This is a genomic window from Streptomyces sp. NPDC048288 (assembly GCF_043201555.1).
Classification (GTDB): Bacteria; Actinomycetota; Actinomycetes; order Streptomycetales; family Streptomycetaceae; genus Streptomyces.
Genome location: NZ_JBICZD010000001.1, coordinates 729,394 through 754,785 on the forward strand (window position 1 = coordinate 729,394; position 25,392 = coordinate 754,785).

Below are 25,392 nucleotides of genomic sequence, written 5' to 3' on the forward strand. Positions count from 1 at the left end.
CAGCCGCCGACAGCCCGGCGACACGGACGGGGGCGTACCTTTCACGGCGTGACCACACTCGCGGCCCAGGCCATCACCACCGACCGGCTCGACCTGCTGCCGCTGCGCGTCGACCACGCCGAGGAGATGGCCGCGGCGCTCCGCGACCCGGCCCTGCACGCCTTCACCGGCGGCACACCGGACACCCCCGAGGCCCTCCGCTCCCGCTACCGGCGCCTCACCACCGGCTCCCCCGACCCCGCCGTCTCCTGGCTGAACTGGGTGATCCGCCTCCGCCCCGACTCCTGCCTCACCGGCTACGTCCAGGCGACGGTCGACGGCCCCGTCGCGGAGATCGCCTGGGTGGTCGGCACCCCGTGGCAGGGCCGGGGCATCGCCACGGAGGCGGCCCGCGCCCTCACCGACTGGCTCACCCGGCAGCACGTGCCCACGGTCATCGCCCACATCCACCCCGACCACCACGCCTCGGCCGCGGTCGCCACAGCCGCCGGCCTGCTCCCCACCGACATCCGCCAGGACGGCGAACTCCGCTGGACCCGACCCGCACCCCACTGACCCCGAACGGCAGCCGGCCCGCCGACGGGGGAAGATCGGCGGGCCGGCCTCGGTGTTTCCACAGTGGCTCTGGACAGCACCCCGAAGGACACGCCCCGAAGGACGCGCCCCGAAGGACGCGCCCCGTAGGGGCGCGGGGAACTGCGCGACCAGCCACGACGAAGCCGTCAGCCGAAAGACGGCCCATCGCGGCTCTACCTCAACGGCGTGCTCAGTGGACGGAGTGCTCCTCCAACGGGAACCCCCCGCCCACGACGTCCTCGGCGTACGCCCTCGCCGCGTTGCCCATGACCTCGCGCAGGTCCGCGTACTTCTTGACGAACTTCGGCACCCGGCCCGAGGTCAGGCCCAGCATGTCGGTCCAGACGAGAACCTGCGCGTCGGTGTCGGGACCGGCGCCGATGCCGACCGTCGGGATGTGCAGCACCCGGGTCACCTCGGCCGCCAGCTCCGCCGGAACCAGTTCGAGGACGACCGCGAACGCGCCCGCGTCCTGGATCGACTTCGCGTCGCGCAGCAGCTGCTGGGCCGCCTCCTCGCCGCGGCCCTGCACCCGGTAGCCCATGGCGTTGACGGACTGCGGGGTCAGGCCGATGTGCGCCATCACGGGGATGCCGGACTCGACGAGGAGCCGGATCTGCTCGTGGGAGCGCTCGCCGCCCTCCAGCTTGACGGCGCCCACGCCGGCCTCCTTCACCAGCCGGGTCGCCGAGCGCAGCGCCTGCACCGGGCCCTCCTGGTAGGAGCCGAAGGGCAGGTCGCCGACGATCAGGGCGCGCTGGGTGCCGCGGACCACGGCCGCCGACAGCATCGTCATCTCGTCGAGGGTGACGGGCACCGTCGACTCGTACCCGAGGTGGCAGTTGCCCGCCGAGTCGCCGACCAGGAGGACCGGGATCCCGGCCTCGTCGAAGACGGAGGCGGTCATCGCGTCGTACGCGGTGAGCATGGGCCACTTCTCGCCGCGTTCCTTGGCGAGGGCGATGTCGCGGACCGTGATGCGGCGCGTGCCCTTACCCCCGTACAGCGTCCTGCTGCCGTCGGAGGGGCTGTTCTGCACAGTCTGGGCAGCCGAAAGCTGCGTCATGACAACGGCTCCTAACAAGTCATCTCGAGGCACCCTCACGGTGTCCCCGGACCGGTTCCATGGTGGCACTTCGTGCCCTCCTCGGCCAGGGGACCTCCGTGTGATCCATCGGTCATCGACGTTCGGCCACGGTGGCCCCGGCATGTCGCGTTGCGTAAGGTCTGGGTAAAGGAATTCAGATACGAGACGGTGCCGTATTGAAATGGGCCTAGGCTCGTCGGCATGACAACTCCTGCCGACCACGCTCCGCCGGGCCCCCGGATACCCGAGGCGGTGCACCGCCGCCGCTGGGCCATCCTCGGCGTGCTCATGCTGAGCCTGCTGATCGTGGTGCTCGACAACTCGATCCTGAACGTCGCGGTCAAGACCATCTCCACCCCGGCGCCGACCGGCCTCGGCGCCACCCAGAGCCAGCTGGAGTGGGCGATCAACGCCTACACCCTGGTCTTCGCGGGCCTGCTGTTCACGGCCGGTCTCGTCGGTGACCGGCTCGGCCGCAAGAAGGTGCTGATCGGCGGCATCGTCGTGTTCGGCATCGGGTCCGCGCTGGCCGCCGAGTCCGGCTCGGCGGACCAGCTGATCGGCTACCGCGCGCTGATGGCCCTCGGTGCCGCCTTCGTGATGCCCGCCACCCTCGCCGTCCTGATGAACGTCTTCGAGCGGCAGGAGCAGCCCAAGGCCATCGGCATCTGGGCCGGCGGTGTCGGCCTCGCCATCGCCATCGGCCCGATCACCGGCGGTGTGCTGCTCGACCACTTCTGGTGGGGCTCGGTCTTCCTCATCAACGTCCCGATCGTGATCATCGCCCTGGTCCTGATGATCTGGCTGGTGCCCGACTCGCGCGACCCGCGCCCGGGCCGCCTCGACCCCGTCGGCGTGGTGCTCTCCGTCGTCGGTCTGGTGCTGCTCGTCTACGGCATCATCAAGGGCGGCGAGCTCGCCGACTTCACCGACGCCAAGGTGCTCGCGACCATCTTCGCCGGCGTCGCGGTCCTCGCCGGCTTCGTGATCTACGAGAAGCGCAGCGACCACCCGTCCCTGGACGTCACCTACTTCAAGAACAAGGTCTTCTCGGCCGCCATGGCCGCCATCGCGCTGGTCTTCTTCGCGCTGATGGGCGTGACCTTCTTCTCCGTCTTCTACACCCAGAGCGTGCGCGGCTACTCGCCGCTGCAGTCCGGTCTGCTGCTGCTCCCGCTGGCCGTCGCGCAGATCATCTTCGCGCCGCGGGCCCGGCTGGTCGTCGACCGGATCGGCAACAAGGCCACCACCACGGGCGGCCTGGTGCTGATCGCCGCCACCCTGGGTGCCTTCGCCACCTTCGAGGCCGACACGCCGATCTGGATCCTGGAGGTCGTCTTCTTCCTCATGGGCCTCGGCATGGCGCACATCATGACGCCGACCTCGGTCGTCATCATGCAGGCGCTGCCCCGCGAGAAGGCCGGCTCCGCCTCCGCGCTCAGCAACACCTTCCGCCAGGTCGGCGGCGCCCTCGGCATCGCCGTGCTCGGCTCGGTGCTCTCCACGTCGTACCGCAACGGCATCGAGGGCAAGCTCGGCGCGCTGCCGCCCGGGCTGCGCGACACGGCCGGCGAGTCCATCGAGGCCACCCTCGGTGTCGCGAGCAGGCTCGGGGCGCAGGGCAAGGCCCTGGTCACGCCCGCCAATGACGCCTTCCTGCACGCCATGCACCTCACCGCCCTGTGCGGCGCGGGTGTGGCGCTGATCGGCGCCGTGGTCGTGGCCCTCTTCCTGCCGGGCCGGCCGCCGGCCGGTCAGCAGGGCGAACGGGAGCAGGAGTTGGTCGTCGCGGCGGAGTGAACCGCCGCGCGGTGACGGGGGGGATCGACGGGGATCGACGGGGGATCGACGGGGGATCCACGGGGGGAGGCTTCGGCTGCGGGAGAATCACCCGCAGCCAGTGAGAGGACGGTATGACGTGACGCTTGCCGACAGCGGCCCGCGGTCCGTGGGTCCGGCCAGGGGCCGCCCCCGCAGCGAGGCGGTGGAGATCGCCATCCTGGAGGGGGTGATGAAGCTCCTGGAGGACGGCGTTCCGCTCGGTGAGCTGTCGATCGAGCGGATCGCGCGGACCGCCGGCGTCGGCAAGGCCACCATCTACCGCCGCTGGAACGGCAAGGACGAGCTCTTCGTCGACGTGATGCGCGCCGCCGAGCCCCCCGACCCCGAACTCCCCGGCACCTCCATGCGCGACGACCTCGTCGTCCTGCTCGAATCGCTGCGGCAGCGCGGGCTGATGAACCGTTCGTCGGCGATCCTGCACAACGTCTACGCCCAGATGAAGAGCAGCCCCCGCATCTGGAAGGCCTACCACACCAACGTGGTGAACCCCCGCCGCGAACTGGGCCGGCAGGTGCTGATGCGCGGCCAGCGCAACGGCGAACTCCGCGCCGACATCGACATCGACCTGGCCAACGACATGTTCACCGGCCCGATGCTGCTCAGGGCCGTCCTGCGCCCGGACGCGGAACTCCCCGAGGGCCTGGCCGAGCAGATCGTGGACGAGGTGCTGGCCGGCCTACGGCCCGTCAGCACGCCCACCGGTACGGCCGTCGGCACACCGGAAACGCCGGCGGAGCCGTGAGCGGGAGTGTGCGCGTTTCGTCACAGTGCTGGCCGGACCGCCGGTAACCGGAACCCCGACCATCGGCTTGTTCGTCCTCGTCTTCCGTACGGCCGTCATGGGACGGCGGGAACGGAGCCGATCATCCCCTAGGGTCGTATCCCGGGGGACGACGGTGTGCACGGCAGGTTGTGAGGCAGACGGTATGGCGCAGCAGGCGTACATGACGGAGACGGACAACGGCGGCTCGGGACCCGAGCGTCGAGGAGACCGGTTCCGGCGCCTGGTGAACCGCTTGCTGTCCGGCTGGCGCGACGATCCGCGGATCTGGCGCCGGGGCATCGTCACCGGCGCGGTGGCGCTGCTGCTGGCCGGTGTGCTGCTGCTGCACTCCCGCATCCCCAACGCCGTCGGCAACCTCGGCAGTCTCACCGAGACGTTCCTGCCGTGGCTGGGCCTGCTGATCCCGGTGCTCTTCCTGATCGGCGTGGTGCGCAAGTCGGCGACGGCCCTGATCGCCGTGCTGCTCCCGTTCATCGTCTGGCTGAACATGTTCGGCGGACTACTCACCGACAAGGCCGGCACCGGCGGCGACTTCACGGTGGCCACGCACAACGTCAACGCCGAGAACCCCGACCCGGCCGGTACGGCGACGAGCCTCGCCGCCTCCGGGGCCGACGTGGTGGCCCTGGAGGAACTGAAGGCGTCGGCCGTACCGACGTACGAGAAGGCGCTGGCGTCGACGTACAAGTACCACGCGGTCGAGGGCACCGTCGGGCTGTGGAGCAAGTACCGGCTGACCGGGGTGAAGGCCGTCGACATCAAACTGGGCTGGGTACGGGCCATGCGCGCCACGGTCGCCACGCCGGACGGCCCGCTCGCGGTGTACGTCGCCCATCTCCCCTCCGTCCGCGTGAAGATGAACGCCGGGTTCACCGCCCGGCAGCGGGACAAGAGCGCGGACGCGCTGGGCGAGGCCATCGCCGACGAGAGCCTGCCGCGGGTGATCCTCCTCGGCGACCTCAACGGCACCATGAACGACCGCTCCCTCAACGCCGTCACCTCGCAGCTGCGTTCCACGCAGGGCGCGGCGGGCAGTGGGTTCGGGTTCAGCTGGCCGGCCTCGTTCCCGATGGCCAGGATCGACCAGATCATGGTCAGGGGCGTGGAGCCGGAGAGCTCCTGGACCCTGCCGCGGACCGGCAGCGATCACCTGCCGATCGCCGCACGTGTGAACCTGACCACATCGGGTTCGTAAAACCCGCTGGTCAGCGAGGCGTCTTCGCCCTTGTAAGGACAATCGGACACCGGGTCGTAACCTGCCGGAATACTGGAGCTGGGACACTTTGTTCCGTAGCTGAACTTAGAAAGCACGGAACCCCGCGAACCCCGCTCCCCGAAAGGCAAAGCCCTTCATGCCCCTGGCCCTGCTCGCCCTGGCCGTCGGCGCTTTTGGTCTCGGCACCACCGAATTCGTGATGATGGGGCTGCTGCCCGACGTCGCCGACGACCTGCACATCTCGATCCCGACCGCCGGCCACCTGGTCTCGGCGTACGCGCTGGGCGTCGTCATAGGCGCCCCGCTCCTGGCCGCGCTCACCGCGCGCCTGCCCCGCCGCACGGTCCTCGTCTCCCTGATGGGCCTGTTCGTGGCCGGCAACGCGCTCTCGGCGCTGGCCCCCGGCTACGACTCCCTGCTCGCCGCCCGTTTCCTCAGCGGCCTCCCGCACGGCGCGTTCTTCGGCGTCGGCGCGGTCGTCGCCACCGGCCTGGTGGCCCCGGAGCGCAAGGCCCGCTCGGTCTCCCTGATGTTCATGGGCCTGACGGTCGCCAACATCGCGGGCGTCCCGGTCGCCACCCTCATGGGCCAGCACCTCGGCTGGCGGGCCACCTTCCTCGGCGTGAGCCTGATCGGCGTCGCGGCGATGGCCGCGGTGTACTTCCTGATCCACCCCACGCACACCCCGGCCCCCGCCTCCGGCCTGCGCGGCGAACTCACCGCCCTGCGCTCCCTGCCGGTCTGGCTGGCCCTCGCCACCACGGTGGTCGGCTTCGGCGCCCTCTTCTCCGCGTACAGCTACATCACGCCGATGCTGACCCACTCCGCCGGTTACGCCGAAGGCAGCGTCACCCTCCTCCTCGCCCTCTTCGGCGTCGGCGCCACCATCGGCAACCTCGTCGGCGGCCGCCTCGCCGACCACGCGATGCGCGGCACGCTCTTCGGCGGCCTCGCGTCCATGGTCGCCGTCCTGCTCCTCTTCCCGGTCCTGATGCGAACGGAGTGGAGCGCGGCCCTGGCCGTCGTCCTGTTGGGCATCGCGGCCTTCATCACCGGCTCGCCCCTCCAGCTCATGGTCATGGAGCGCGCCGCCGCGGGCCCCTCCCTCGCCTCCTCCGCCAACCAGGCCGCCTTCAACCTCGCCAACGCCGGCGGCGCCTGGATCGGCGGCGCCGCCCTCGCCGCAGGCTTCGGCGCCACCTCCCCGGCCCTGGCGGGCGCCGCCCTCGCGATCCTCGGCCTGGGCGTCGCCGCCGTGGCCTTCGCGGTGGACCGCAGCCGGACGATTCCGCCCACCGGCCGCGAACGCGTGATCGCCTCGCACGTCCCGGAGGCCGCGGAGCCGGTGCACTCCTCCTGACGGCCGCATCCCGGCCGGGTCGCCCATGCGCCCCGGCCGTCAAGGCGCAGGCGGGATGTTCACCTTCGGGTGAAGCCGTTCGGACGGGCCGCCGACGATCCGATCAGCCCACGATGATGCTCTCGACGTCCGCCCCCGGGAGACACGCCATGCCCGCCGAAGTCATCGAGCAGCCCTCCGACGACCGATTCTTCTCGCTCGCGGCCATCGCCGACGAGATCATGGAACGGCATCCGGGCTACCGAGTCGAGATCATCGGAGGCCACCTCCTCGTCACCCCGTTGCGGGATGCTCGGCATGCCTGTGTCCTGACCGACCTCATGTGCCTCTTCATCGCGGCGGGGCTGCACGATGGCGACGCCGAGGTCCTCCAGAACGTCGGCCTCTGGCTGCCCACCGGAGCCGAGGACTACGCCATCCCCGACCTCGCGATCGTGGACGCCGACATCGACGACCACCTCGTCGAGAACAACGCCTACGACCCGGTCTGCTTCCGTCTCGTCCTGGAGGTCACCTCCAGCAACTGGAAGGACGACCTGAAGACCAAGGCCTTCGCCTACGCCCAGGCCAAGGTTCCGGTCTACGTCATCGTCGACCGCAAGCACCAGCGCGTCCACGTGCTCACCGATCCCAGCGGCGAGCAGTACGAGCACCACCGTCCGTGCTCGCCCGGCGAGACCGCCACGCTGCCCGCGTCGATCGGTGCCCAGGTCACCCTCGATGTCGACCAGATCCTCAAGGCCGCACAGAAGAAGGCCGACTGACCGTCGGCCGCGTCGGCTCAGCTCGCGTCGGCGTGCCGCAGCGTCTGCCGGGCCTCGTCGAAGACCTTGGTGAAGGCGCGCAGCTTGTCGTCGTCGCCGGTCAGGCCGGCCCGGTTGGCGCGGGCCCGCTCCCAGTACCGGCGCCCCTCCTCGGCGGCCAGCAGCGCCGAGGCCTGTGCGTGGAGCTGGTGCCGGGACATGGCGCCGATGCGCCACTGCAGCTCCCAGGCGGTCACCTGCGCCTCGAAGAACAGGTGCCGGCGCGCCTCTTCCCCCTCCGAGCCGCCGAACTGCGGCCCCGCCGCGGCCCGGGCCAGCTCCGGATCGGCCGCGGCGGCCTTCAACAGCTCCACCTGCGTCTGCAGCAGAGTGGCCCGCAACGTCTCCCGGTGCTGCTCGCGGCGCTGCACCGACAGCATCAACAGGACAGCCACCCCGGCGGCCGCCAACAGAGCGAACAGAATCGGCACGACAACTCCCCCCGGAGCAACGGCAATTGCGCCGATACTCCAGGCCGCCCCCACCGACGGCAACCAGAGTCCCGCTTCCTTCCCCGAACCCTCACAACCGTGTGCCCGCGCCGGTCCCGTCGTCGTAGCCCGTCCTCTGGCCAGGCGCAGGCGTGTGGCCGCATCATGCCTTCATGGCCGCCAGACGTCTCCGGTTGTTCGCATCCAAAGCCCTGTCGATCTGGGCTGCCTGCCTGGCGGGGGTCGCTTTGGCCGACGGAATCTACTGGGTCCGGCATCACCACCTCCCCGACGCGTTGACCATCCGCATCTCGATCGCCGGGTCGGCACTCGTGGCCGTCGTGGGCACCGTGAGCGCCATACGTCGCATGAACCGCAGGGACCGCGCCTGAAGAATCGGCGCCGCCGCCCGGGCCCCCTTCGTCGCCTCCCTCAAGTGGCGCAACGCAAAGGGGCGTGAGGCCCTGTGCGGACCTCACGCCCCTTCGTTCAGCGGGTCAGTGCTTGGTGTTGCGGTACGAGGTGACGTAGCCGCCGGCCGGGGTGCCGACGCCGGTGACGTCGTCGTAGCCCTTGACCGCGGACAGGGAGCTGTCCTTGCCGAGGCTGCGGACCGAGGTCAGCAGGCCGTCGGTGGCGTCGTAGCCGTTGGCGAAGTCGACGCGGGCGACGGCGAGACCGGAGCCGGTCGGGTTGTCGGTGACGTCGTGGTAGGCCTTGGTGCCGTACTTGGAGTAGATCAGCGGGTTGGCGAAGCCGATCGCCTTGCCGCCGCGCGCCTCCTGGGCCAGGGCCTGGACCGCGGCGATGACCGGCGCGGCCAGCGAGGTGCCGCCGATGCGGTACTCGCTGTACGCCTCGGTGCCGTCCGCCTGGGTCTGGGTCTGGCCGACCTTGAAGCCCGTGTTGGGGTCGGCGATCGCCGAGATGTCCGGGACCACGCGGTTGCCGGTGGTGCTGTTGGCCTTCGCGAGGGAGTCCGGGACGACGCCCTTCTGGTAGTACGGCTCGGTCACCGTCTTGCTGGTGCCGCCGCCCGCGCCCGAGGTGAACGCGCCGGGGAAGTTGGTCCAGCTCTTGCCGTCGGTGGACAGCGAGGCCTTCTCGGTGCCCCAGCCGGTCTCCCACAGGTACTTGTCGCCCTTGCCGACGGCCAGCGAGGTACCGCCGACCGCGGTCACCCAGGCGGAGTTGGCCGGGGTGTCGACCTGCTTCGTACCGGTGTTGGCGACCTCGTCGCCGTTGTCGCCGGAGGAGAAGTAGAAGCCGATGCCCTGCACCGCGCCCAGCTGGAAGACCTGGTCGTAGGCGGCCGCGATGTCGGGGGTCTCGTTGCCCTCGATGTCGCCCCAGGAGTTGGAGACGATGTCGGCCAGGTGGTTGTCGACGATCTTGCTGAGGGAGTCCAGCAGGTCGCTGTCCATGCAGGACGCGGCGCCCACGTAGGTGACGTCGGCGTCCGGCGCGACCGCGTGCACGGCCTCGACGTCGAGGGTCTCCTCGCCGTACCAGCCGGAGGCGTCGCACTCGTCGGCGCCGGTGTTGGTGTAGTTCGCCGGGAGCACCTGGTGCAGCTGGCTGGTCTTCCAGGCCGCGTCGCCGTGCGCCTTGGCGTAGGTGCCGGCGTCGTAGGCGATGGTCGGCGAGGCGAACGCGTCGGTGATCGCGACGCGCACGTGCTTGCCGGTGTAGGAGCCGGCGCCGTAGGCGGCCCGCAGCTGCTTGCCGGTGTAGCCCTGGACGGCGTACGGGATCTTCGAGCCGTACGCGCTCGGCAGCGAGGTCGCGACGTTCGAGCCGTAGTACGACGAGAACGGCCCGGAGTTCTTGAACACGCCGGCCGGGGGAGGCAGCGTGTCGTCGTGGGTCGCCTTGTGCGGCGCGTTGTCCAGGCCGGTGACGGTCAGGACGGCGGAGCTGACGGAGGCCGGCACCGACGCGGTCTTCGCCGGGGCGCGGTACGTCTTGGAGCCCTTGGCGTAGTTGTGCAGCTGGGTGCCGAACGCCTGCTCGACGGCGGAGACGTCGCCGGAGACGGCGATGTAGTGCTGGGTGACCTCGGTGACCGTCAGGCCGGAGGCGGTCAGCCAGGACTTGACGGCCTTCACCTGGGCCTTGGTGGCGCCGTAGCGGGCCTGCACCTGCTGGGCGCTGAGGTACTTGCCGTACAGCGGCGAGCTCGGGTCGGACACCGCCTTCGCGTAGGCCGCGAGGCCCTTGGCGTCCTGGCCGGCCAGGTAGACCCGGGCCTTGACCTGCGCGCTGTTGCTGGTGGCGCCCTTGTCCGCCTTGGCCGTGGCCCAGGTGGGCTTGGTGCCCTTGAGGGTGTCACGGGCCGGGTTGTCCGCGGCGTGCGCCGCGGGTATGCCGAGCGCGAGCGCGCCGGCGATCATCGGCAGTGTCGCTGCCATGCTCACGCTGGCCCGCACCTTGGCACGGTTGGATCTCATACTGCCCCCTGCTATGCGGTTCGTCGCATGGAGTGGTCGGTCGCGCGTGATCACCAGGAGGCCAGCGGCGGAACGGCCCGTGAATCGATCACGCGGTGGACGTCACTCTTTCGGTGAACTGTTCATGCCAGGGGAATGAAAGAGCCAAGGAAACCCCAAGTGGGCCTTTATTGGGGGTCTTTGGCCGGTTTTCGGTCGCACGCCGAACGTTACGGATTGATTGCGATTGTCGGCAGGCCCTTGCGGTGCCGTTAAGTCGACAAATCCCCCCGGTTGTACGGCCGTTGTGCGCCCGTTCAGTCGCGCGGCTTCGCGCCCCGCTCCTTCAGCATCTGCTTCATCGTCGCCAGCTCGGACTGCTGCGCGTCCACCATGCCCTGCGCGAGGTTCTTCTCCACCTCGACGGTGCACTTGGCCACGCATCCCTCGGCCATGTGGATGCCGCCCTTGTGGTGGTCCGTCATCAGCTGCAGGTAGAAGATCTCCGCCTGCTTGCCGTTCAGGGTCCCGAGCTTCTTCAGCTCCGTGTCGGTCGCCATGCCCGGCATCAGCGAGCCGTCCCCGCGCTCGGGCATGTCGCCCATGCCCATCCAGGACATCGGCGGCTTCGCCGACACCTTCGGCAGGTCCCACAGGTCCAGCCAGCCCAGCAGCATGCCGCGCTGGTTGGCCTGCGTCTGCGCGATGTCGTAGGCGAGCCGCCGTACGTCCGTGTCCGTCGTGCGGTCGCGGACGATGTACGACATCTCCACGGCCTGCTGGTGGTGGACCGCCATGTCCCGCGCGAACCCCGCGTCGGCCCCGTCCGCGCTCGGCACGCCCTGGCCGGAGCCGCCCCCGTCCTCGGCGACCGCGTAGGTGATCGCACCGGCCGCGACCAGCACGGCCGCCGTGGTCCCGGCGATCCAGCCGATGTGCTTCCTCACGTCACATCGTCCCGCCGGTGCAGGAGGCGCCCGGCTCCGGGGTCTGCTTGCCCTGTACGTACGTCTCGAAGAACTTCGCGACCTTCGGGTCGTCGGCGCTCGTCACGCTCAGCTGGTGGCCCCACGCCGACAGCTCGATCGGGGAGGTCTGGTTCGTGTACGGGCTCATCAGCGAGTACGGCGTCTGCTTCACCTTCGCCGCCAGCGTGTCCACGTCGGACTTCTTCGCCTTGTCGGTGTACGTCACCCAGACCGCGCCGTGTTCGAGCGCGTGCACGGCGTTCTCGTCCTTCACGGCCTTGGTGTAGACGTTGCCGTTGCAGTTGAGCCACACCGGGTTGTGGTTGCCGCCGACCGGCGGGTGCATCGGGTACTTCACGGTCCCCGTGACATGGGTGCGGGAGAGCTTGCCCGACCAGGTGCGCACGCCGTCGCTGCCGGTGGTGAAGTGCCCGGAGTCCCCGGAGCTGCCCTTCGCGTCACTGGAGCTGTCGCTCTTGTCCGACTGCGAGTTGACGAGCACCACACCGCCGACGACGAGACCGGCCACGACCACGACGCTCGCGCCGATCGTCAGCATCCGGTTGCGCCGCTCACGGGCCTGCTCCGCGCGACGCATCTGCTCTATGCGCGCCTTGCGTTCGGCGCCGGCGGCCTTGTTCTTCGCGGAACCCATGAGGTGTGTCCTTCTGGGGGAAAGGGACGTGGACGGTGGGGCTCGCTGATCGTAATGGGGGAGATGGGGCCAGTCGTAGGGAGGGCACAGGAAAGAGCTGGAAAGACCTGCGAATCGACAGGAAACCGATAATTTGAATCACGGATGCGCATTACCTACGCTGGCCGTCATGAGGCTGTTGCGCTCCACCGACCTGGCTCTGCGTCTCCTGATGCGGCTCGCCGTAGCGGGCGAGTCCAGCCCGACGACCCGCGAGGTCGCGGCGGACATGGACGTGCCGTACACGCACGCCGCGAAGGTGGTCGCCGAACTGCAGCACCTCGGGCTGGTCGACGCCCGGCGCGGCCGGGGTGGCGGGCTCACGCTGACCGAGAAGGGGCGTACGGCCTCGGTGGGGGCGCTGGTGCGGAGGTTCGAGGGCGACGGTGACGTCGTCGACTGCGACGGCACCGCGACCAACGCCACGCCCTGCCCGCTCAGCTCCGCGTGCCGGTTGCGCGGGGCGCTGCGGCGGGCCCAGGAGGCGTTCTTCGCCTCGCTGGACCCGGTGACGGTGGCGGACATGGTGGGGGAGCCGACGGGGGCTTTGCTGCTCGGTATTTCCAGGCGGCCGGGGTTGGTCTAGCGCCTGCCGGGGTGCCGCGGTCTGCCGTCTGGCGGGTGCGGCGCCATCGTGGTTTCTCGCGCAGTTCCCCGCGCCCCTGGCGGGGCGCCGAAGCTTACGCCGCTGCCAGCCAGAGGTCCGGGCCGAACACCTCGTAGTGGATGTCGGCCGGGGAGACGCCCTTTTCGATCAGTTGGGTGCGGACCGCGCGCATGAAGGGGAGTGGGCCGCACAGGTACGCGCGGGTGCGGGGTGCGATGTCGATGTCGGTGAGATCGACCAGGCCGGTGCGGGTGCCGGGCTCGGCGTCGCGCTCGTAGAAGAGGTGGACGGCGGTGTCCGGGAGCTTCGTGGCGTAGGTGTCGTGGTCCGCGCGCAGGGCGTGGTCGGCGGGGGAGCGGTCGCCGTGCACGACCGTCACCGGGGCGTCGTGGCCGTCGGCCGCGAGCGCGGCCAGCATCGCGACCATGGGGGTCACGCCGATGCCGGCGGAGGCGAGCAGCAGGGGGCGGTCGCCGCTGTCCTCGATGACGAGGTCGCCGTACGGCTCCGACAGCTCCACGACGTCACCTTCGCGCACGTGTGCGTGCAGGTGCCGGGAGACCTCGCCGTCCACCTTGACGCTGAACTGGCGGACCGACTCGCCCGGCGCGCCGGAGAGGCTGTACTGGCGTATCTGGCGGGCGCCGTCGGGAAGGGCGACGCCCACGGAGACGTACTGCCCGGCGCGGAAGCCGCGCACCGCAGCCCCGCCGTCCGCCGGCCGCACCCGGAAGGTCACGACGTCGGCGGTCTCCACGACCCGCTCGACGACCTCCCAGGGCCGCAGGCCGGGCTCGCCGCTCTCCTCGTACAGCCGCTTCTCGATCGCGATGAGCGCGTTCGCCATCAGCCAGTAGACCTCGTCCCAGGCGGCCGCGACCTCGGGGGTGACGGCCTCGCCGAGCACCTCGACGATGGCGGCGAAGAGGTGCTCGTGGACGACGTCGTACTGCTCGGGGGCGACCCCGAGGGAGGCGTGCTTGTGGGCGATGCGCCCGAGCATCGCGTCGGGTCGCTGGTCCGGGTGGTCCAGCAGGTGCGCGGCGAACGCGGCGATGGAGCCGGCGAGCGCCTGCCGCTGGGTGCCGGCGGCCTGGTTGCCGCGGTTGAAGAGGTTCTTCAGCAGGTCGGGGTGGGCGGCGAAGAGCCGGGCGTAGAAACGCTCGGTGATCTCGCCGATGGCCGCGCCGACGGCGGGGAGGCTGGCGCGGACGGTGGCTGCGGACGGCTCGGACAGCATCGGGGCTCCTTGTGGCTCGACCGAACGGATCGGCTGGTGTCCACGCTAGTAAAACTTGCATCTGAGATTCAAATTTAAGAGCCGTGGCGTCCGTCACCAGGAACTGGGATCGGCCATTACGGATACGGCCGCGAGCAGGCAAGATGGGCGGCAGAGCGGTACACCTGCCGTACGGGAGCCGTTCAGGCCGAGGACGCCGGTGCGATCAAGGTCCGCAACGCGCATGAAATGCTGTTGTGGTGTGATGCTCGGGTGCCCGACCGCTCTCCCGTGGGACCGGGAGCAGGCGGCCTGACCAGCAAGGATGGGGAAGCGGAAGATGGACAAGCAGCAGGAGTTCGTGCTCCGGACCTTGGAGGAGCGCGACATCCGGTTCGTACGCCTGTGGTTCACGGACGTGCTGGGCTTCCTCAAGTCCGTCGCCGTGGCCCCGGCCGAGCTGGAACAGGCCTTCGACGAAGGCATCGGCTTCGACGGCTCGGCGATCGAGGGCTTCGCCCGGGTCTACGAGTCCGACATGATCGCCAAGCCGGACCCGTCCACGTTCCAGGTGCTGCCGTGGCGCGCCGAGGCCCCCGGCACGGCCCGGATGTTCTGCGACATCCTGATGCCCGACGGCTCGCCGTCCTTCGCGGACCCGCGGTACGTCCTGAAGCGCGCCCTGGCCCGCACCTCGGACCTCGGCTTCACCTTCTACACCCACCCCGAGATCGAGTTCTTCCTCCTGAAGGACCGCCCGCTCGACGGCTCGCGCCCCACCCCCGCCGACAACTCCGGCTACTTCGACCACACCCCGCAGAACATCGGCATGGACTTCCGCCGCCAGGCGATCACCATGCTGGAGTCGATGGGCATCTCGGTCGAGTTCTCGCACCACGAGGGCGCGCCGGGCCAGCAGGAGATCGACCTGCGGTACGCGGACGCGCTCTCCACGGCCGACAACATCATGACGTTCCGGCTGGTCATGAAGCAGGTGGCGCTGGAGCAGGGCGTCCAGGCGACGTTCATGCCCAAGCCGTTCTCCGAGCACCCGGGCTCGGGCATGCACACCCACCTCTCCCTCTTCGAGGGCGACCGCAACGCCTTCTACGAGTCGGGCGCGGAGTTCCAGCTCTCCAAGGTCGGCCGGTCCTTCATCGCGGGCCTGCTGAAGCACGCCGCCGAGATCTCGGCGGTCACCAACCAGTGGGTGAACTCCTACAAGCGCATCTGGGGCGGCTCCGAGCGCACGGCGGGCGCCGGCGGCGAGGCCCCCTCGTACATCTGCTGGGGCCACAACAACCGCAGCGCGCTGGTCCGCGTCCCGATGTACAAGCCCGGCAAGACCGGCTCGGCCCGCGTCGAGGTCCGCTCCATCGACTCCGGCGCCAACCCGTACCTGGCCTACGCCCTCCTCCTCGCCTCCGGCCTCAAGGGCATCGAAGAGGGCTACGAGCTCCCGCCGGGCGCCGAGGACGACGTCTGGGCCCTCTCCGACGCCGAACGCCGCGCCATGGGCATCGAGCCCCTCCCGCAGAACCTCGGCGAGGCCCTCACCCTCATGGAGCGCAGCGACCTGGTCGCCGAGACACTCGGCGAGCACGTCTTCGACTTCTTCCTGCGCAACAAGCGCCAGGAGTGGGAGGAGTACCGCAGCGAGGTCACCGCGTTCGAGCTGCGGAAGAACCTGCCGGTGCTGTAAGGGCAGGTCAGGGCGGGTCTTGTTAATGCGACACGCAGGGCCGACGGTCACGGCACCGTCGGCCCTGTCTTCGTCTCGATGACTCTGGGCCGTGCGTGGGCCGTGAGCCTCGGCAGTACTGCGCGACCGTCGCCTTCGGCTCGCGTGTGGCGGCGTGTGCGCAGAGACCCCGTCGAGTCTCTGGCTTGTATGGAGCGCACGCCGGCGCCGCGAAACGCGAGCACGTTTCCGCGCCCCCCGCCGCAGGGAACATTACGCCAGGAGTGTAGAGCGTTGGGGGTTGAGTGGGAACGCTTATTTTCGGGATTATAGCGTCGGCGGCGGCGCTTGCGACGATCCTGTTTTCTGCGCTGCAAACCAGGTCATTAATCCAGCAGACGGAAATTAACAACGGGATTTCTGCCGCATCGGCTATCTATAACAGCATTGAACGACTGCATAATATCGGCAGTCTCCTGTTTCAAGATCCTGGCATCGTGAAATATTTCCATGAGGGCGCCCCTATGCCTCCTGAAGGTGATGAAGAGCGGGCCAGGGTACTGATTATTGCCCGCATGTATGCTGATTGCATGGATTACGGGTTGATGATCAAAAATCTCGCACCAGAAGTAGGCGCTTACGACTGCTGGGACGCGTACGTACAAGGGCGACTAGCTTCATCGCCTGCTATCACTTACGTGGTTTCCAAGGACAGGGCGTGGTGGCCCACGCTGGCGTCGTGTGTCCAGCACCTATTGCCACCCGGCCCATAGCATCTATGTGGCGGCCCAGAGGTTCAGTAACCCCGGATTCGTTGCACATCCGGGGTTACTGGTTTCATAGGGCGCGGCATTATTTCGAGTAGATTGCGCCTCGGTCCCCTATCGCAAACTGTCAGGTGCCGTCCGTCCGAGGCCGTCGCGTGCTGGAATGGCGCCTTCGTAAAGGCCGTCCACGGCTGTCCGGGCTCGTGCATCACTGCTGGGCATGAGGTGTGTGTAGACCCGGAGCGTGAATCCCGGATCGTTGTGTCCGAGGTAGTTACTCAGGGCCTTGACGTTCTCGCCAGCGTCCAGCAGGACCGAAGCATAGAAGTGCCTGAGCGCGTGCATGCCGTGCTCCCGAGCGGCCTGATGGCGCTCGCCCGGCTTCGGCTCCGGTATCACCCCGGCCGCGACGAGAGCGGGCTTCCAAGCGCGGTCGTTGAAGTCGGTTCGCCGTACCGCGCCCGCACCGTCAAGGCGGGTGAACAGCAGCTGCCGCGTCACCCGGCGGCCGTCCTTCCGGAGCCACGGCAGGGTGACCGAGACCGGCGGGAATGCCTTCACGTGGCTCTTGAGGACGTCCGCCACGCGATCGGGCAGGGGAACGTCACGGAGCTTGTTCCGCTTCGGCGGACCGAACACGAGACCTCCGGTCGTCACCTTGACCTGGTTCACGATGTGCAGCCATCCGGAATCGAAGTCGATTTCGTCGACGGGTAGCCCGAAGATCTCCCCTTGCCGCAGGCCGCATCCCGCCCCGAGGTCGACCGCTGCGCGGAAGCGCTCCGGCAGTGCCTCCCGGATGCCGAAGACGCGCTCAGCCGTCCACGGCACTACCCGGCCGGTTCCCGGCGCAGGAGGGCGTACGGACTGCGCACGACACGGGTTCTTCAACAGGTGACCGTCATCGACGGCCGCATTGAGGATCGTCGACACGTTGTTGTAGATCACCCGCCGGTACGACGACGCGGGTACGGCCCGTTCCAGCTCACTCAGCCAGTCCCGAATGTGTTCCGGCTTGAAGGAACCGAGAGGGCGCGTCCCGATATAGGGGATCGCATGACCGCGAACCGCAGAGGTGACCGTCTCGCGGGTCGTCAGGTCGGTGGTCTGGGTGCTCAGCCACTTCTCGGCGTACTGCCCGAATGTCGTCCGGCCGGCGGCCGGGTCCACGTAAGTGCCGCTGTCCATATCGGCTTCCGTCTTCGTCAGCCATTTTTCGGCGAGCCGCTTCTGTCCGTCGGGGAAGCTCTTGGACTTCTCGGTGCCGTCGGGGCCGATGTACCGAGCCCTGTAGCGCAGACCGGTGCCGTAGCGGTCGCTTTTGACCTTGAACTCTTTGCCGTTCGCGTCTTTCTCGGTCTTGTACCAGCGGTCTTGGATGTGGCCTGCCATGTGGCGGCGGTCCTTTCTCGAAACGCAGCAGGGAGAGCCGGGGGCCCTCCCTGCTGCGTGCGGTGATTGTTCGGCTATGCGGCTTCGTGCTCGGCGTTTTTGCGCTGAACGATGTAGGCGCGGACGTCGGCGGGGTCGTAGCGGACGTGCTTGCCGATGCGGAATCCGGGCGGACCGGTGCGCTTCTTGCGCCACTGGTAGACGGTCTCTTTGGGCACCTCGAACATCTCGGCGATGTCGTCGGGGGTGAGGTACCGGTCCGGAAGTCCGCCGCGAAGGGTGGCGCGCGGGTCGGCCGGGGGAGGGGCGGTCGCGCTCACGGGGCCCTCCGTGAGTTGGAGTGACATTGCTCTGAGACGTGACTCATCGCGACTCAGAGCGGGGTGGTGGGGGCGTGAGTCGCGATGAGTCACGACTCAGGCCGATGTGGTTCGGAGACGTTCAGCGTGATTCCGGTGTAGATGGCCACCTGCCGGCCGTACGCGTCCCGGGGGCGGGTGCGGTTGAGCTGCGGGATGACGGACAGGAGGTTGCGGCCGAAGACCTGTTTCGTGCCAGCCTTGACGCCGTTGTCCTCGGCCCAGTCCCGCCAGACCGCCCACAGCGTGTCCACGGGGACGTTGCACGTGGGTCCGGTGGTGCAGCGTTCGCGGACGAACGCGCTGGTGGGCGATGCGGTGTCCTGCATGGTGGTGACCGCTTCCCGGCTGCACAACGGTTCCGTGATCCGGCCCTTGGCCTGGAGCCGGGCAAGTCCGTCCAGGGCCCAGTTCAGGATCCCGGGCATCTCCGTGATGAGCCGGTCGAACAGCGTGGGGTCCTCCTTGCCCAGCCACGACACGGTCATGTTGAGCACCACGAACCTGCGGGCGATGACCCCGGATGAGTCGCCGAAGTACGGCAGTTCGTTGGACAGGATCATCAGCCGGGTGGGGAGCTTGCCGGTCCACACCTCGCGGTACTTGCGGTCCACGTCGATGGTGTCCTCGCCGGAGATGGTCAACAGCCGTTCTACGACCTGGCTGTTGTCGTTGCCGGACAGACGGGCGTCGGAGATGACCGCGAGGGGCTTGCCGACGAGGGTGGACAGACCGAAGTTCGTGCCGAGTCCGGCGAGGGTGGGCCCGGCGAGGTTCTCCTTGCCGATCAGCTGTTTGAGGACGCGAGCGATGGTGCCTTTGCCGGAGCGGGACGGGCCGACCATGAGCAGGATCTTCTGTTGGTCGGTGCGGCCGGAGAGCACGTAACCGAACCACTCCTGTACGGCCTGGATGGCGTCGGGATCGTTGGGCCAGATCTGCGCCAGGAAGCGTTCCCAGGTGGGTGCGCTCGCGGTGGGGTCGTAGGCGAAGGGGACGGAGACGAGGTTGAAGAAGTGCGGGCCGTGCGGCAGAAGCGCGCGGTCCCGGATCCGCAACAGCCCGTTCCCACAGGCCACGATCGGGCCCTCGCTCGCCGCGTCCACCATGCCGCCGTCGGTGTCGAGCCAGGCCGGCGCGTCGGTGTCGGTGGGCAGCAGGGTGATGGATCCGAGCGCGTCGAGCAAGTTGCTGATCTTCGGTTTCGTCGGCGCCCAGTCGCGTTCCTCGGGTTCCCCGTCCTTGCCGGGGGCGAGGAAGACGGCATGTTCGAGCCGCTCGTACATGGCCTTGCGTACCTGGGCTTCGTCCAGCTCGCGCCAGCAGGTTCCGTTCCAGCGCATCCATGAGGCACGCCAGCGCCGGTACATCATCCGTCCGTCGTCGGTCTGCCAGTCCGGCAGCAGACGGCGGGCGACAGCCATCGGGTGAGTGGGCGGGGGGAGTTCTTCCGCGTCGGTCACGCTGCGACTCCCAGTCCGTTGCCGACGGCCCGGCGGGCGTACGCCTCGGGGACCCCGACGGCGACGGCGGCCGACACGATCTCCTCGGCGAGCACCTCCAGGCCGCAGGGGCCGGGGCAGTCGGTGTGCTGCACGGCGACGAACCGGGCCACGCCGAACGCCTGCGATCCGGCGCCGGATTCGGTGCGCTCGCGGACGAGGGCGAGACCGTGTTCCAGGCCGGTGCGCACGAACCGTTCCGTGTGGCGGCACCCGGTGGCGACTGACCGGTCCCACACGGCGCGGGCGGGGGTGGAAGAGACCACCTCCCAGCGGGCGGGGGTGGTGTCTTCCCGTTCGGCCAGTGCGCGGACGGCGGGCGGCAGGGCGGCCATGGTCCCGGTGCCGGGGCCGAGCCAGCGGGCGTAAGCCATGAGGGACTTGACGTCGACGCCGGGCCGCACGGCGTTGTGCGAGGGCATGGCGCCCTGGTAGATCCAGTGCTCGCCGCGTGTCGTAGCCACGATGCGGGTGGCGGGCAGGGTCCCGCGGGCCCATGCGACGGCCGCCGGGTTGTCGAGGTCCACCACGGTCAGCCGCGTCCCGCCGGGGTGGTAGCCGACGCACACCGCCTGCTCCCATGCCGCCGCCCACAGCGGAGACACGATGATGTCCCGGTCGGTGGTGGCAGCGGCCCACGCGTGGCAGGGTGCGGGGCAGCGGCAGGGGCCGGGATCCTTCATGTTCGGCCGTCCGCCGCAGGTGTTCTTGGCGCACGCACGGCAGTTCCCGAACGGCACCTTCCCCGCCCGCACGGGCAGCACGGGCACGCCGCGCACGGCGAGCGCGAGGGCGGCTCGCAGATGGCCGCCGGGGGCGCTTGGACGCCGGGGGGTGCGCTCTCGCGCGGTGTCGGCGAAGTGAGGCATGCTGGGAGTTCTCCTGGTTCCTTGGAGGGACAGGGAGGAACCGGGGTGGGTGCAGGCTTTGGCGAGACGGCACCCACCCCGGGCGTATCTAGAACGGGGGCTCGTCGCCCGTCGACGGTGTGCCCCACCCGGCCGGGGCCGGGGTGCTGGCGGGGGTTCCCCATCCGCCGTTGGACGGCCCGGCGCCGTTGCTGTTGCGCTGGACGCGGGTGACGTCGGCGGTGGCGAACCGCAGGGACGGGCCGATGTCGTCGACCTCCAGCGCGAGCATCGAGCGGTTCTCTCCCTCTGGGGTCTGCCAGTTGTGCTGACGCAGACGGCCGGTGACGACGACGCGGGTGCCCTTGGCGAGGCTGTCGGCGATGTGCTGGGCGAGGTCGCGCCACGCGGTGCAGCGGATGAACATGGCCGTGCCGTCCTGCCACTGGCCCGAGGTCTTGTCGTAGGCGCGCGGGGTGGAGGCGACGGAGAACTTCGCCATGGCCGCGCCGCTGGGGGTGAAGCGGAGTTCGGGTTCGTCGGTGAGGTTGCCGACGAGGGTGAGCGGGGTCTCTCCCACGGACATGCGGATCACTCGCTTTCGGTGGACGTGCCGTTGGTGTGGTGGTTGCGGTGGTCGGCCGTGAAGTACAGCCGGGTGCGTCGGCCGTCGCGGGTGGGGTACTGCCGGGCCGGGCCGGTGTCGAATGCGGCGGCCACGGCGGCGCTGATGCGGTCGGTGTCGTCCGGCTCGCAGATGACGCGGATCTCGAACACGCCGCTCCTCTCGTCAGCCGAGGTGGTGGGTCATGGCGCCGGGGGCGTCGCCGGCCAGGCGGCGGGCGACGGCATCGAGCTTGGCGGTGAGATCGGCGGCCGGGGCGGCGGTGAAGGAGTGCAGGGCGACGGTGGCGGCGATGATGACGTCACACAGTTCCTCGGCGACGTCGGCCGTGGTGTGGGTGATGTTCTTCCGGGGGTTCTGACCGGTCATGCCGATGTAGGCGGCGGACGCTTCTCCGGCTTCCTCTGTGACCTTCATCAGCCGCATGGCCGTCTCGTGTTCGGCGGTGCCGTTGGCGGCGTTCAGCGCGGCGGCGATGCGGGCCGCGACGGGCATCAGGAGGGCGCTCACAGCGTGTTCCTTTCGGCGGTGTCGGACGCCATGTCGTCGATCTGCAAGAGCAGGTCCCCGAGGTGGCGGCGGGTGATGTCCCGGGTGTAGGTCGCGGGCAATCCGTCGTTGTCCCAGCGCAGTTCGACGGTGACGATCTCGTCGGGGTCGATGTCCATGCGTGTGCTCCTGTCTGCTCAGCCGTTGAAGGTGCTGCGCTTGATGACGGCCTTGCGGATGTGGACCGTGCTGCCGCGCCGTCCGTCGGTGAGCGCGCGGGCGGGCATGCGCCAGGCGAGGACGGCGAGGGCGATCCACATCGCGGCGCCGGAGCCGAACCCGGCGGCGGCGTTGATGACTTCGCCGATGCCGTAGCCGGTCCCGGCCGCCAGTGCCCCGCCCCCGAGGCCCGCGCCAAGGAAGCGCTGAGCGAGGGGGTCCAGCAGCGGCAGCGGGGTCAGGTCGCGCGGCTCCGGCATGGCCATGGGCGGCGGGGCAAGGTGCTTGGGCATGGGGACCATGCGCCCGTAGGCGTCGGGCACCCACACCACCGGGCCGCGCTCGGCGGACAGTTCCACGGCCGCCGGGGCGGACGGGTACAGGTCGAGCGTCACCGGGTCGTACGCCGGGGCGGCCGGTACGCCCGGCCGTACGGCGGGAAGGTGTGCGTTCACGGGGCCGCTCTCCTCTCAGTTGCCGAGCTGGCCGAGCGAGTCGGCAGCGGCCTGGACGAGGTTGTGGATCGGCTCGTACGCGCCGGTCCCGGCGGCGAAGAACCCGAACAGGAAGAGCACGGTGGCGGCGAAGCCTCCGGCGGACTTGGTCTTGATGGCGAACGCGGACGCGGCGCCGAACAGCAGCACGGCGGAGACGGTGAGGGTCATCGGGTGCCTTCCGGGCGGGGGGTGTCGGTTCCGGCGCGGTAGGTGCGCGCGGCGCGGTTGTAGAGCCAGCGGCCAGCGCGGATGCGCTTGCCGTGGCCCCTGCAGCGGCGACAGGTCTTGCCGCGCTTGGGCCGTCCCTTGCGGTCGGTGGTGACGGCGAAGCCGAAGCCGTTGCACTTGCGGCAGGTGCCGAACGGGCTCGCCGCACACACCGACATGTAACCGAACGTGACTATCAGTAGGAGCGTGACAGCGAGCAGGATCGGAGTCACAACGGGCCTCCCAGGGCGGTTTTCGAGGGTTTCCGCAGGTGGGCCGCTATCGGCTAGCGGCCTGATCAAAGCCCGTATGGGCCGCTAGCGGGACCTCTAGCGCTAGAGGGTCGGCCCCCTAGCGCTAGAGGCCGCTCGGCGTCAGCCCGCGTCCCGGTTTCGGTCACGCTCCGCAATCACAGTGACGATGTGGGAGCGCTCGAACCCGGTGCGGTTGACGGTCTTGCCGTTGATCCGGCGGGCCACCTGCCCGGTGCTCACGCCGTACGGCTTGAGCGCGGTGGTGAGCTGACGCGCCTTGTCCGCCGGGGCCATCTCGCCCCACGGCCCGTACTTCTCCGGCCGCAGCTCGGCGAGCCGGTCGACGGTGACGTCGTTCCACGGCTTGGCCTCATCCGCCGCAACGACGGCGAGGATGTCCTCCAGCAGCGGATCCGCCGCCGCCCGCCGCTCCGGTTCCTGGCCTGCGGCGATCCCGCGCAGCGTGCCCGCCTCGATGCGGGCCTTGCGGGCGCGCTCGCAGATGGCGTCGGCGGCCGGGTTGTCGAGGTAGTAGCCGCGTACGATCTGCGGCTCGTCGGCGGCGCCGACCAGGTAGCCGATGCCCTTGTCGGACCTGGTGAACGAGGTGGCGCGGATGCCGTTCTTGTAGTTCGACGTGCCCAGGATCATGTCGTTCTCGATCTGGCCCATGACCCGCAGGCAGAACCGCGTGCCCACGTTCGCACTGATGGCCGGGGGCAGCGACTCCTTGTCGGGGCGCTGCGTGGCCAGCAGCAGGATGACCCCGAGGGCCCGGCCGCGCTTGATGATGGCCGTGCACAGGGCCCCGGCTTCCTTGCCGAACTTCTCGTGGGCGAACAGCTCCTGGCACTCGTCGATCGCCAGCACGAGCGGGTGAAGCCCGAGCGAGCGGTTCGCGGCGAGCGCCGGAGTGACCTTGTTCTCCGGGCACTTGTCCTTGGGCAGGGAGCTGATGACCTTGGCCCGGCGCTCCAGGTCCTTGTAGACGTAGCGGATCGAATCGAGCGCCGCCGCTGCCGTCTCGTCGTCCGGGCCGGAGCCGTAGTCGGCCGCCACCTTCCGCAGCGGGTCCAGGTCACCGGTGCCCTTCAGCTCCCACACCAGCAGCTCGGCGAGCACGTCCAGCGCCGCCGCGAGCAGCGGGGTGCGCAGGCTGAACGTCTTGCCCATGCCGGGCATGGCGCCGATCAGCACGTTGTCGTACATCAGCGTCAGGTCGACGTTACGGCCGCGCTGGTCGGTGCCGAACGGCAGCGGCTTGAACAGCGACGCCGTACCCGACTTGGCCAGCGGCCACGTGGGCGAGGGCACCTTGTTCAGCGCCCGGTCCCCGACCCACAGCACCATGCGGCCGGCGTGCTCGTCGGTGACCGGCTCCGGCCACACGCACCCCAGCGGGCGGCGCAGGCCGGACGCGAGCTTTTCGCGCCGGTCGAGGATGTCCGGCACGGTCACGCCGTACGGAAGGTCGACGTCCGCGCGCCAGCCGGGGCCGTCGCGGGTGATCGGGGCGGGGAACTTGATGCCCTCCCCGCCCTTCGCCAAGGCCTTGTTGATCTCGGCGATACCGAGGGCGCCCAGGGCGCGTTCGACGATGCCGGAGGTGAGCCGTTCCACCTCGGTCGTGACGACCGCGCGGGAGATGACGGGCTTGTCGGCCGGTGCCCCCGCGAATCCGAACCCGGCCGTCAGCAGCGCGAGCGCCAGGACTTCCATCCAGGCCGGGGCGAGCACGAACAGCACGACGGCCAGGACCGGGCCGACGATGACGGCGAGCAGCAACAGGATGCTGCGCAGCTTGACCCGGTTGTCGCGCTGCCGGGACAGCTTCAGGTACTCCTCGACGTTCTCGCGCCGCGCGGCGACCTGCCGCAGCGGGTCGCCCTCGGTGTCGGCGACCCACCGCAGGGTGCCGCCGACGAACTTCGCCACCCCCGCGGGGGCCTGGAAGGTGAGGCGGAGGGAGTACCAGGGCAGGCGCACCGCGTGGAAGGCGGTGGTGTGCCAGGCGTAGCCCCCGAGCCAGCCCAGCGCGGTGACGAACTCCGGCCGGGACTTCGCCCACCCGGGGACCACCTCCCGCCGCTGACCCGACCGGAGCCGGTCCATCAGGCCGACACCGGCGGGGGCCGGACCGTCGACCATGACCGTCGGCCGGTCGTCGCCATCGTCGTCGGCCGAGTCGGCCGACCGGTCGGCGCTCGGGTCGGCCGACTCGGTCGGCCGGGAGTCGGGGGCGGGGTCGGCCGACTCGCCGCGCGCCGATCGGGCCTTGTTGAGGTCGACTACCTCGGCGCCGGAGTCGGCGGTCATCTCGGCTTCGAGCCGGTTGAAGAGTTCGTTGTCGTCGGGGTGGTTCACTGAGAGTTCCTTCTCTCTGGGAGGGATGACGGGGCCCGGCCGCTGTCTTGGCGGGCAAGGCCAGGCCCCGTGCTGGGGTGCACCGCGAGGCTTTCGCGGCAGAACTCTGCGGACCAGGGACAAGACCCATTACTCGGCGGCGGGTAATGGAGCCGGAGTGGTGGGTTTCGTC

Annotated in this window: 28 protein-coding genes; 10 read left to right on the top strand and 18 right to left on the bottom strand. The window is 69.7% G+C overall.

All coding sequences use genetic code 11. The features are described from left to right. Positions 1 to 48: 48 nt before the first annotated feature. A complete protein-coding gene (locus ACGFZS_RS03180; protein ID WP_393793664.1) occupies positions 49 to 555 on the top strand; it encodes a GNAT family N-acetyltransferase in 507 nt (168 codons plus the stop codon). Between the two features lie 211 nt (positions 556 to 766). Here the strand turns inward: ACGFZS_RS03180 and panB are convergent, their stop codons facing one another. Continuing rightward, positions 767 to 1,642 (bottom strand): 3-methyl-2-oxobutanoate hydroxymethyltransferase, encoded by an 876-nt coding sequence (gene panB / locus ACGFZS_RS03185; RefSeq protein WP_393793665.1) that lies wholly within the window; start codon positions 1,640 to 1,642, stop codon positions 767 to 769. Between the two features lie 222 nt (positions 1,643 to 1,864). Here panB and ACGFZS_RS03190 point away from each other — a divergent pair, with 222 nt between their 5' ends. The 5 genes from ACGFZS_RS03190 (at position 1,865) to ACGFZS_RS03210 (ending at position 7,629) form a co-directional block, all read left to right on the top strand. Then, positions 1,865 to 3,463 (top strand): MFS transporter, encoded by a 1,599-nt coding sequence (locus tag ACGFZS_RS03190; protein WP_393793666.1) that lies wholly within the window; start codon positions 1,865 to 1,867, stop codon positions 3,461 to 3,463. 118 nt (positions 3,464 to 3,581) lie between these two features. After that, positions 3,582 to 4,247, top strand: coding sequence for a TetR/AcrR family transcriptional regulator (locus ACGFZS_RS03195; RefSeq protein ID WP_393793667.1), 666 nt, complete (start codon positions 3,582 to 3,584; stop codon positions 4,245 to 4,247). A gap of 184 nt (positions 4,248 to 4,431) precedes the next feature. Next, entirely contained in the window at positions 4,432 to 5,484 is a 1,053-nt protein-coding gene (locus ACGFZS_RS03200) for an endonuclease/exonuclease/phosphatase family protein (protein WP_393793668.1), read from the top strand. A 157-nt stretch (positions 5,485 to 5,641) separates the two neighbouring features. Next, a complete protein-coding gene (locus tag ACGFZS_RS03205) occupies positions 5,642 to 6,865 on the top strand; it encodes an MFS transporter (RefSeq protein WP_393793669.1) in 1,224 nt (407 codons plus the stop codon). A 149-nt stretch (positions 6,866 to 7,014) separates the two neighbouring features. After that, positions 7,015 to 7,629, top strand: a complete 615-nt coding sequence (locus ACGFZS_RS03210; RefSeq protein WP_393793670.1) for a Uma2 family endonuclease — start codon at positions 7,015 to 7,017, stop codon at positions 7,627 to 7,629. Positions 7,630 to 7,646: 17 nt separating this feature from the next. Here the strand turns inward: ACGFZS_RS03210 and ACGFZS_RS03215 are convergent, their stop codons facing one another. Beyond that, complete coding sequence (locus ACGFZS_RS03215; RefSeq protein ID WP_393655024.1) at positions 7,647 to 8,099, bottom strand: DUF6082 family protein; 453 nt, start codon at positions 8,097 to 8,099, stop codon at positions 7,647 to 7,649. Positions 8,100 to 8,272: 173 nt separating this feature from the next. Between ACGFZS_RS03215 and ACGFZS_RS03220 the strand changes: the two genes are divergently transcribed. Continuing rightward, the gene (locus ACGFZS_RS03220) at positions 8,273 to 8,491 is read left to right on the top strand and encodes a hypothetical protein (protein WP_393655026.1); all 219 of its coding nucleotides are present in this window, start codon (positions 8,273 to 8,275) and stop codon (positions 8,489 to 8,491) included. A gap of 105 nt (positions 8,492 to 8,596) precedes the next feature. On the opposite strand, the gene ACGFZS_RS03225 is transcribed toward ACGFZS_RS03220, so the two are convergent. The 3 genes from ACGFZS_RS03225 to ACGFZS_RS03235 all read right to left on the bottom strand — a co-directional run bounded on the left by ACGFZS_RS03225 (position 8,597) and on the right by ACGFZS_RS03235 (position 12,151). Further along, positions 8,597 to 10,549: a protease pro-enzyme activation domain-containing protein gene (locus tag ACGFZS_RS03225; RefSeq protein ID WP_393793671.1), complete on the bottom strand. Its 1,953-nt coding sequence runs from the start codon at positions 10,547 to 10,549 to the stop codon at positions 8,597 to 8,599. A gap of 296 nt (positions 10,550 to 10,845) precedes the next feature. Further along, positions 10,846 to 11,475, bottom strand: a complete 630-nt coding sequence (locus ACGFZS_RS03230; RefSeq protein WP_393793672.1) for a DUF305 domain-containing protein — start codon at positions 11,473 to 11,475, stop codon at positions 10,846 to 10,848. Position 11,476: 1 nt separating this feature from the next. Next, positions 11,477 to 12,151: a DUF3105 domain-containing protein gene (locus ACGFZS_RS03235; protein WP_393546592.1), complete on the bottom strand. Its 675-nt coding sequence runs from the start codon at positions 12,149 to 12,151 to the stop codon at positions 11,477 to 11,479. Positions 12,152 to 12,320: 169 nt separating this feature from the next. Between ACGFZS_RS03235 and ACGFZS_RS03240 the strand changes: the two genes are divergently transcribed. After that, on the top strand, positions 12,321 to 12,776 hold the full coding sequence (locus ACGFZS_RS03240; RefSeq protein ID WP_393793673.1) for an Rrf2 family transcriptional regulator: 456 nt from the start codon (positions 12,321 to 12,323) through the stop codon (positions 12,774 to 12,776). Between the two features lie 94 nt (positions 12,777 to 12,870). Here ACGFZS_RS03240 and ACGFZS_RS03245 read toward each other — a convergent pair whose 3' ends face one another. Then, positions 12,871 to 14,037, bottom strand: a complete 1,167-nt coding sequence (locus ACGFZS_RS03245) for a globin domain-containing protein (RefSeq protein ID WP_393793674.1) — start codon at positions 14,035 to 14,037, stop codon at positions 12,871 to 12,873. A gap of 319 nt (positions 14,038 to 14,356) precedes the next feature. On the opposite strand from ACGFZS_RS03245, the gene glnA reads away from it, so the two are divergent. Both glnA and ACGFZS_RS03255 read left to right on the top strand, forming a co-directional pair. Further along, positions 14,357 to 15,718, top strand: a complete 1,362-nt coding sequence (gene glnA / locus ACGFZS_RS03250; protein WP_393793675.1) for a type I glutamate--ammonia ligase — start codon at positions 14,357 to 14,359, stop codon at positions 15,716 to 15,718. A gap of 284 nt (positions 15,719 to 16,002) precedes the next feature. Then, positions 16,003 to 16,470 carry a hypothetical protein gene (locus ACGFZS_RS03255; protein ID WP_393793676.1) on the top strand — a complete coding sequence of 156 codons (468 nt, stop codon included), beginning with the start codon at positions 16,003 to 16,005 and terminating at the stop codon, positions 16,468 to 16,470. Between the two features lie 108 nt (positions 16,471 to 16,578). Here the strand turns inward: ACGFZS_RS03255 and ACGFZS_RS03260 are convergent, their stop codons facing one another. The 12 genes from ACGFZS_RS03260 to ACGFZS_RS03315 form a co-directional block, all read right to left on the bottom strand. Then, a complete protein-coding gene (locus ACGFZS_RS03260) occupies positions 16,579 to 17,856 on the bottom strand; it encodes a tyrosine-type recombinase/integrase (RefSeq protein WP_393793677.1) in 1,278 nt (425 codons plus the stop codon). A gap of 74 nt (positions 17,857 to 17,930) precedes the next feature. Continuing rightward, on the bottom strand, positions 17,931 to 18,203 hold the full coding sequence (locus tag ACGFZS_RS03265) for a helix-turn-helix transcriptional regulator (protein WP_393793678.1): 273 nt from the start codon (positions 18,201 to 18,203) through the stop codon (positions 17,931 to 17,933). Positions 18,204 to 18,265: 62 nt separating this feature from the next. Further along, the gene (locus ACGFZS_RS03270; protein WP_393793679.1) at positions 18,266 to 19,678 is read right to left on the bottom strand and encodes a phage/plasmid primase, P4 family; all 1,413 of its coding nucleotides are present in this window, start codon (positions 19,676 to 19,678) and stop codon (positions 18,266 to 18,268) included. Continuing rightward, a complete protein-coding gene (locus ACGFZS_RS03275; protein ID WP_393793680.1) occupies positions 19,675 to 20,586 on the bottom strand; it encodes a bifunctional DNA primase/polymerase in 912 nt (303 codons plus the stop codon). The genes ACGFZS_RS03270 and ACGFZS_RS03275 overlap by 4 nt, the downstream gene beginning before the upstream one ends. A gap of 88 nt (positions 20,587 to 20,674) precedes the next feature. After that, complete coding sequence (locus ACGFZS_RS03280) at positions 20,675 to 21,151, bottom strand: single-stranded DNA-binding protein (protein ID WP_393793681.1); 477 nt, start codon at positions 21,149 to 21,151, stop codon at positions 20,675 to 20,677. 5 nt (positions 21,152 to 21,156) lie between these two features. After that, the gene (locus ACGFZS_RS03285) at positions 21,157 to 21,342 is read right to left on the bottom strand and encodes a hypothetical protein (RefSeq protein WP_393793682.1); all 186 of its coding nucleotides are present in this window, start codon (positions 21,340 to 21,342) and stop codon (positions 21,157 to 21,159) included. 13 nt (positions 21,343 to 21,355) lie between these two features. Further along, positions 21,356 to 21,700 carry a MazG-like family protein gene (locus tag ACGFZS_RS03290; protein WP_393793683.1) on the bottom strand — a complete coding sequence of 115 codons (345 nt, stop codon included), beginning with the start codon at positions 21,698 to 21,700 and terminating at the stop codon, positions 21,356 to 21,358. Then, the gene (locus tag ACGFZS_RS03295; RefSeq protein WP_393793684.1) at positions 21,697 to 21,858 is read right to left on the bottom strand and encodes a hypothetical protein; all 162 of its coding nucleotides are present in this window, start codon (positions 21,856 to 21,858) and stop codon (positions 21,697 to 21,699) included. Before ACGFZS_RS03295 ends, ACGFZS_RS03290 begins: the two co-directional genes overlap by 4 nt. A gap of 18 nt (positions 21,859 to 21,876) precedes the next feature. Then, positions 21,877 to 22,353, bottom strand: coding sequence for a hypothetical protein (locus tag ACGFZS_RS03300; protein WP_393793685.1), 477 nt, complete (start codon positions 22,351 to 22,353; stop codon positions 21,877 to 21,879). Between the two features lie 15 nt (positions 22,354 to 22,368). Beyond that, positions 22,369 to 22,563, bottom strand: a complete 195-nt coding sequence (locus ACGFZS_RS03305; protein WP_393793686.1) for a hypothetical protein — start codon at positions 22,561 to 22,563, stop codon at positions 22,369 to 22,371. Next, positions 22,560 to 22,835: a hypothetical protein gene (locus ACGFZS_RS03310; RefSeq protein WP_393793687.1), complete on the bottom strand. Its 276-nt coding sequence runs from the start codon at positions 22,833 to 22,835 to the stop codon at positions 22,560 to 22,562. The genes ACGFZS_RS03305 and ACGFZS_RS03310 overlap by 4 nt, the downstream gene beginning before the upstream one ends. Positions 22,836 to 22,976: 141 nt before the next feature. Then, positions 22,977 to 25,220 (bottom strand): cell division protein FtsK, encoded by a 2,244-nt coding sequence (locus tag ACGFZS_RS03315; protein WP_393793688.1) that lies wholly within the window; start codon positions 25,218 to 25,220, stop codon positions 22,977 to 22,979. Positions 25,221 to 25,392 lie beyond the last annotated feature (172 nt).

Coding starts and splice junctions, on each gene's coding strand:
- panB (WP_393793665.1), bottom strand. CDS start 1,642: ATGACGCAGCTTTCGGCTGCCCAGACTGTGCAGAACAGCCCCTCCGAC.
- ACGFZS_RS03190 (WP_393793666.1), top strand. CDS start 1,865: ATGACAACTCCTGCCGACCACGCTCCGCCGGGCCCCCGGATACCCGAG.
- ACGFZS_RS03200 (WP_393793668.1), top strand. CDS start 4,432: ATGGCGCAGCAGGCGTACATGACGGAGACGGACAACGGCGGCTCGGGA.
- ACGFZS_RS03205 (WP_393793669.1), top strand. CDS start 5,642: ATGCCCCTGGCCCTGCTCGCCCTGGCCGTCGGCGCTTTTGGTCTCGGC.
- ACGFZS_RS03210 (WP_393793670.1), top strand. CDS start 7,015: ATGCCCGCCGAAGTCATCGAGCAGCCCTCCGACGACCGATTCTTCTCG.
- ACGFZS_RS03220 (WP_393655026.1), top strand. CDS start 8,273: ATGGCCGCCAGACGTCTCCGGTTGTTCGCATCCAAAGCCCTGTCGATC.
- ACGFZS_RS03225 (WP_393793671.1), bottom strand. CDS start 10,549: ATGAGATCCAACCGTGCCAAGGTGCGGGCCAGCGTGAGCATGGCAGCG.
- ACGFZS_RS03235 (WP_393546592.1), bottom strand. CDS start 12,151: ATGGGTTCCGCGAAGAACAAGGCCGCCGGCGCCGAACGCAAGGCGCGC.
- ACGFZS_RS03240 (WP_393793673.1), top strand. CDS start 12,321: ATGAGGCTGTTGCGCTCCACCGACCTGGCTCTGCGTCTCCTGATGCGG.
- ACGFZS_RS03245 (WP_393793674.1), bottom strand. CDS start 14,037: ATGCTGTCCGAGCCGTCCGCAGCCACCGTCCGCGCCAGCCTCCCCGCC.
- glnA (WP_393793675.1), top strand. CDS start 14,357: ATGGACAAGCAGCAGGAGTTCGTGCTCCGGACCTTGGAGGAGCGCGAC.
- ACGFZS_RS03260 (WP_393793677.1), bottom strand. CDS start 17,856: ATGGCAGGCCACATCCAAGACCGCTGGTACAAGACCGAGAAAGACGCG.
- ACGFZS_RS03265 (WP_393793678.1), bottom strand. CDS start 18,203: ATGTCACTCCAACTCACGGAGGGCCCCGTGAGCGCGACCGCCCCTCCC.
- ACGFZS_RS03275 (WP_393793680.1), bottom strand. CDS start 20,586: ATGCCTCACTTCGCCGACACCGCGCGAGAGCGCACCCCCCGGCGTCCA.
- ACGFZS_RS03280 (WP_393793681.1), bottom strand. CDS start 21,151: ATGTCCGTGGGAGAGACCCCGCTCACCCTCGTCGGCAACCTCACCGAC.
- ACGFZS_RS03295 (WP_393793684.1), bottom strand. CDS start 21,858: ATGGACATCGACCCCGACGAGATCGTCACCGTCGAACTGCGCTGGGAC.
- ACGFZS_RS03305 (WP_393793686.1), bottom strand. CDS start 22,563: ATGACCCTCACCGTCTCCGCCGTGCTGCTGTTCGGCGCCGCGTCCGCG.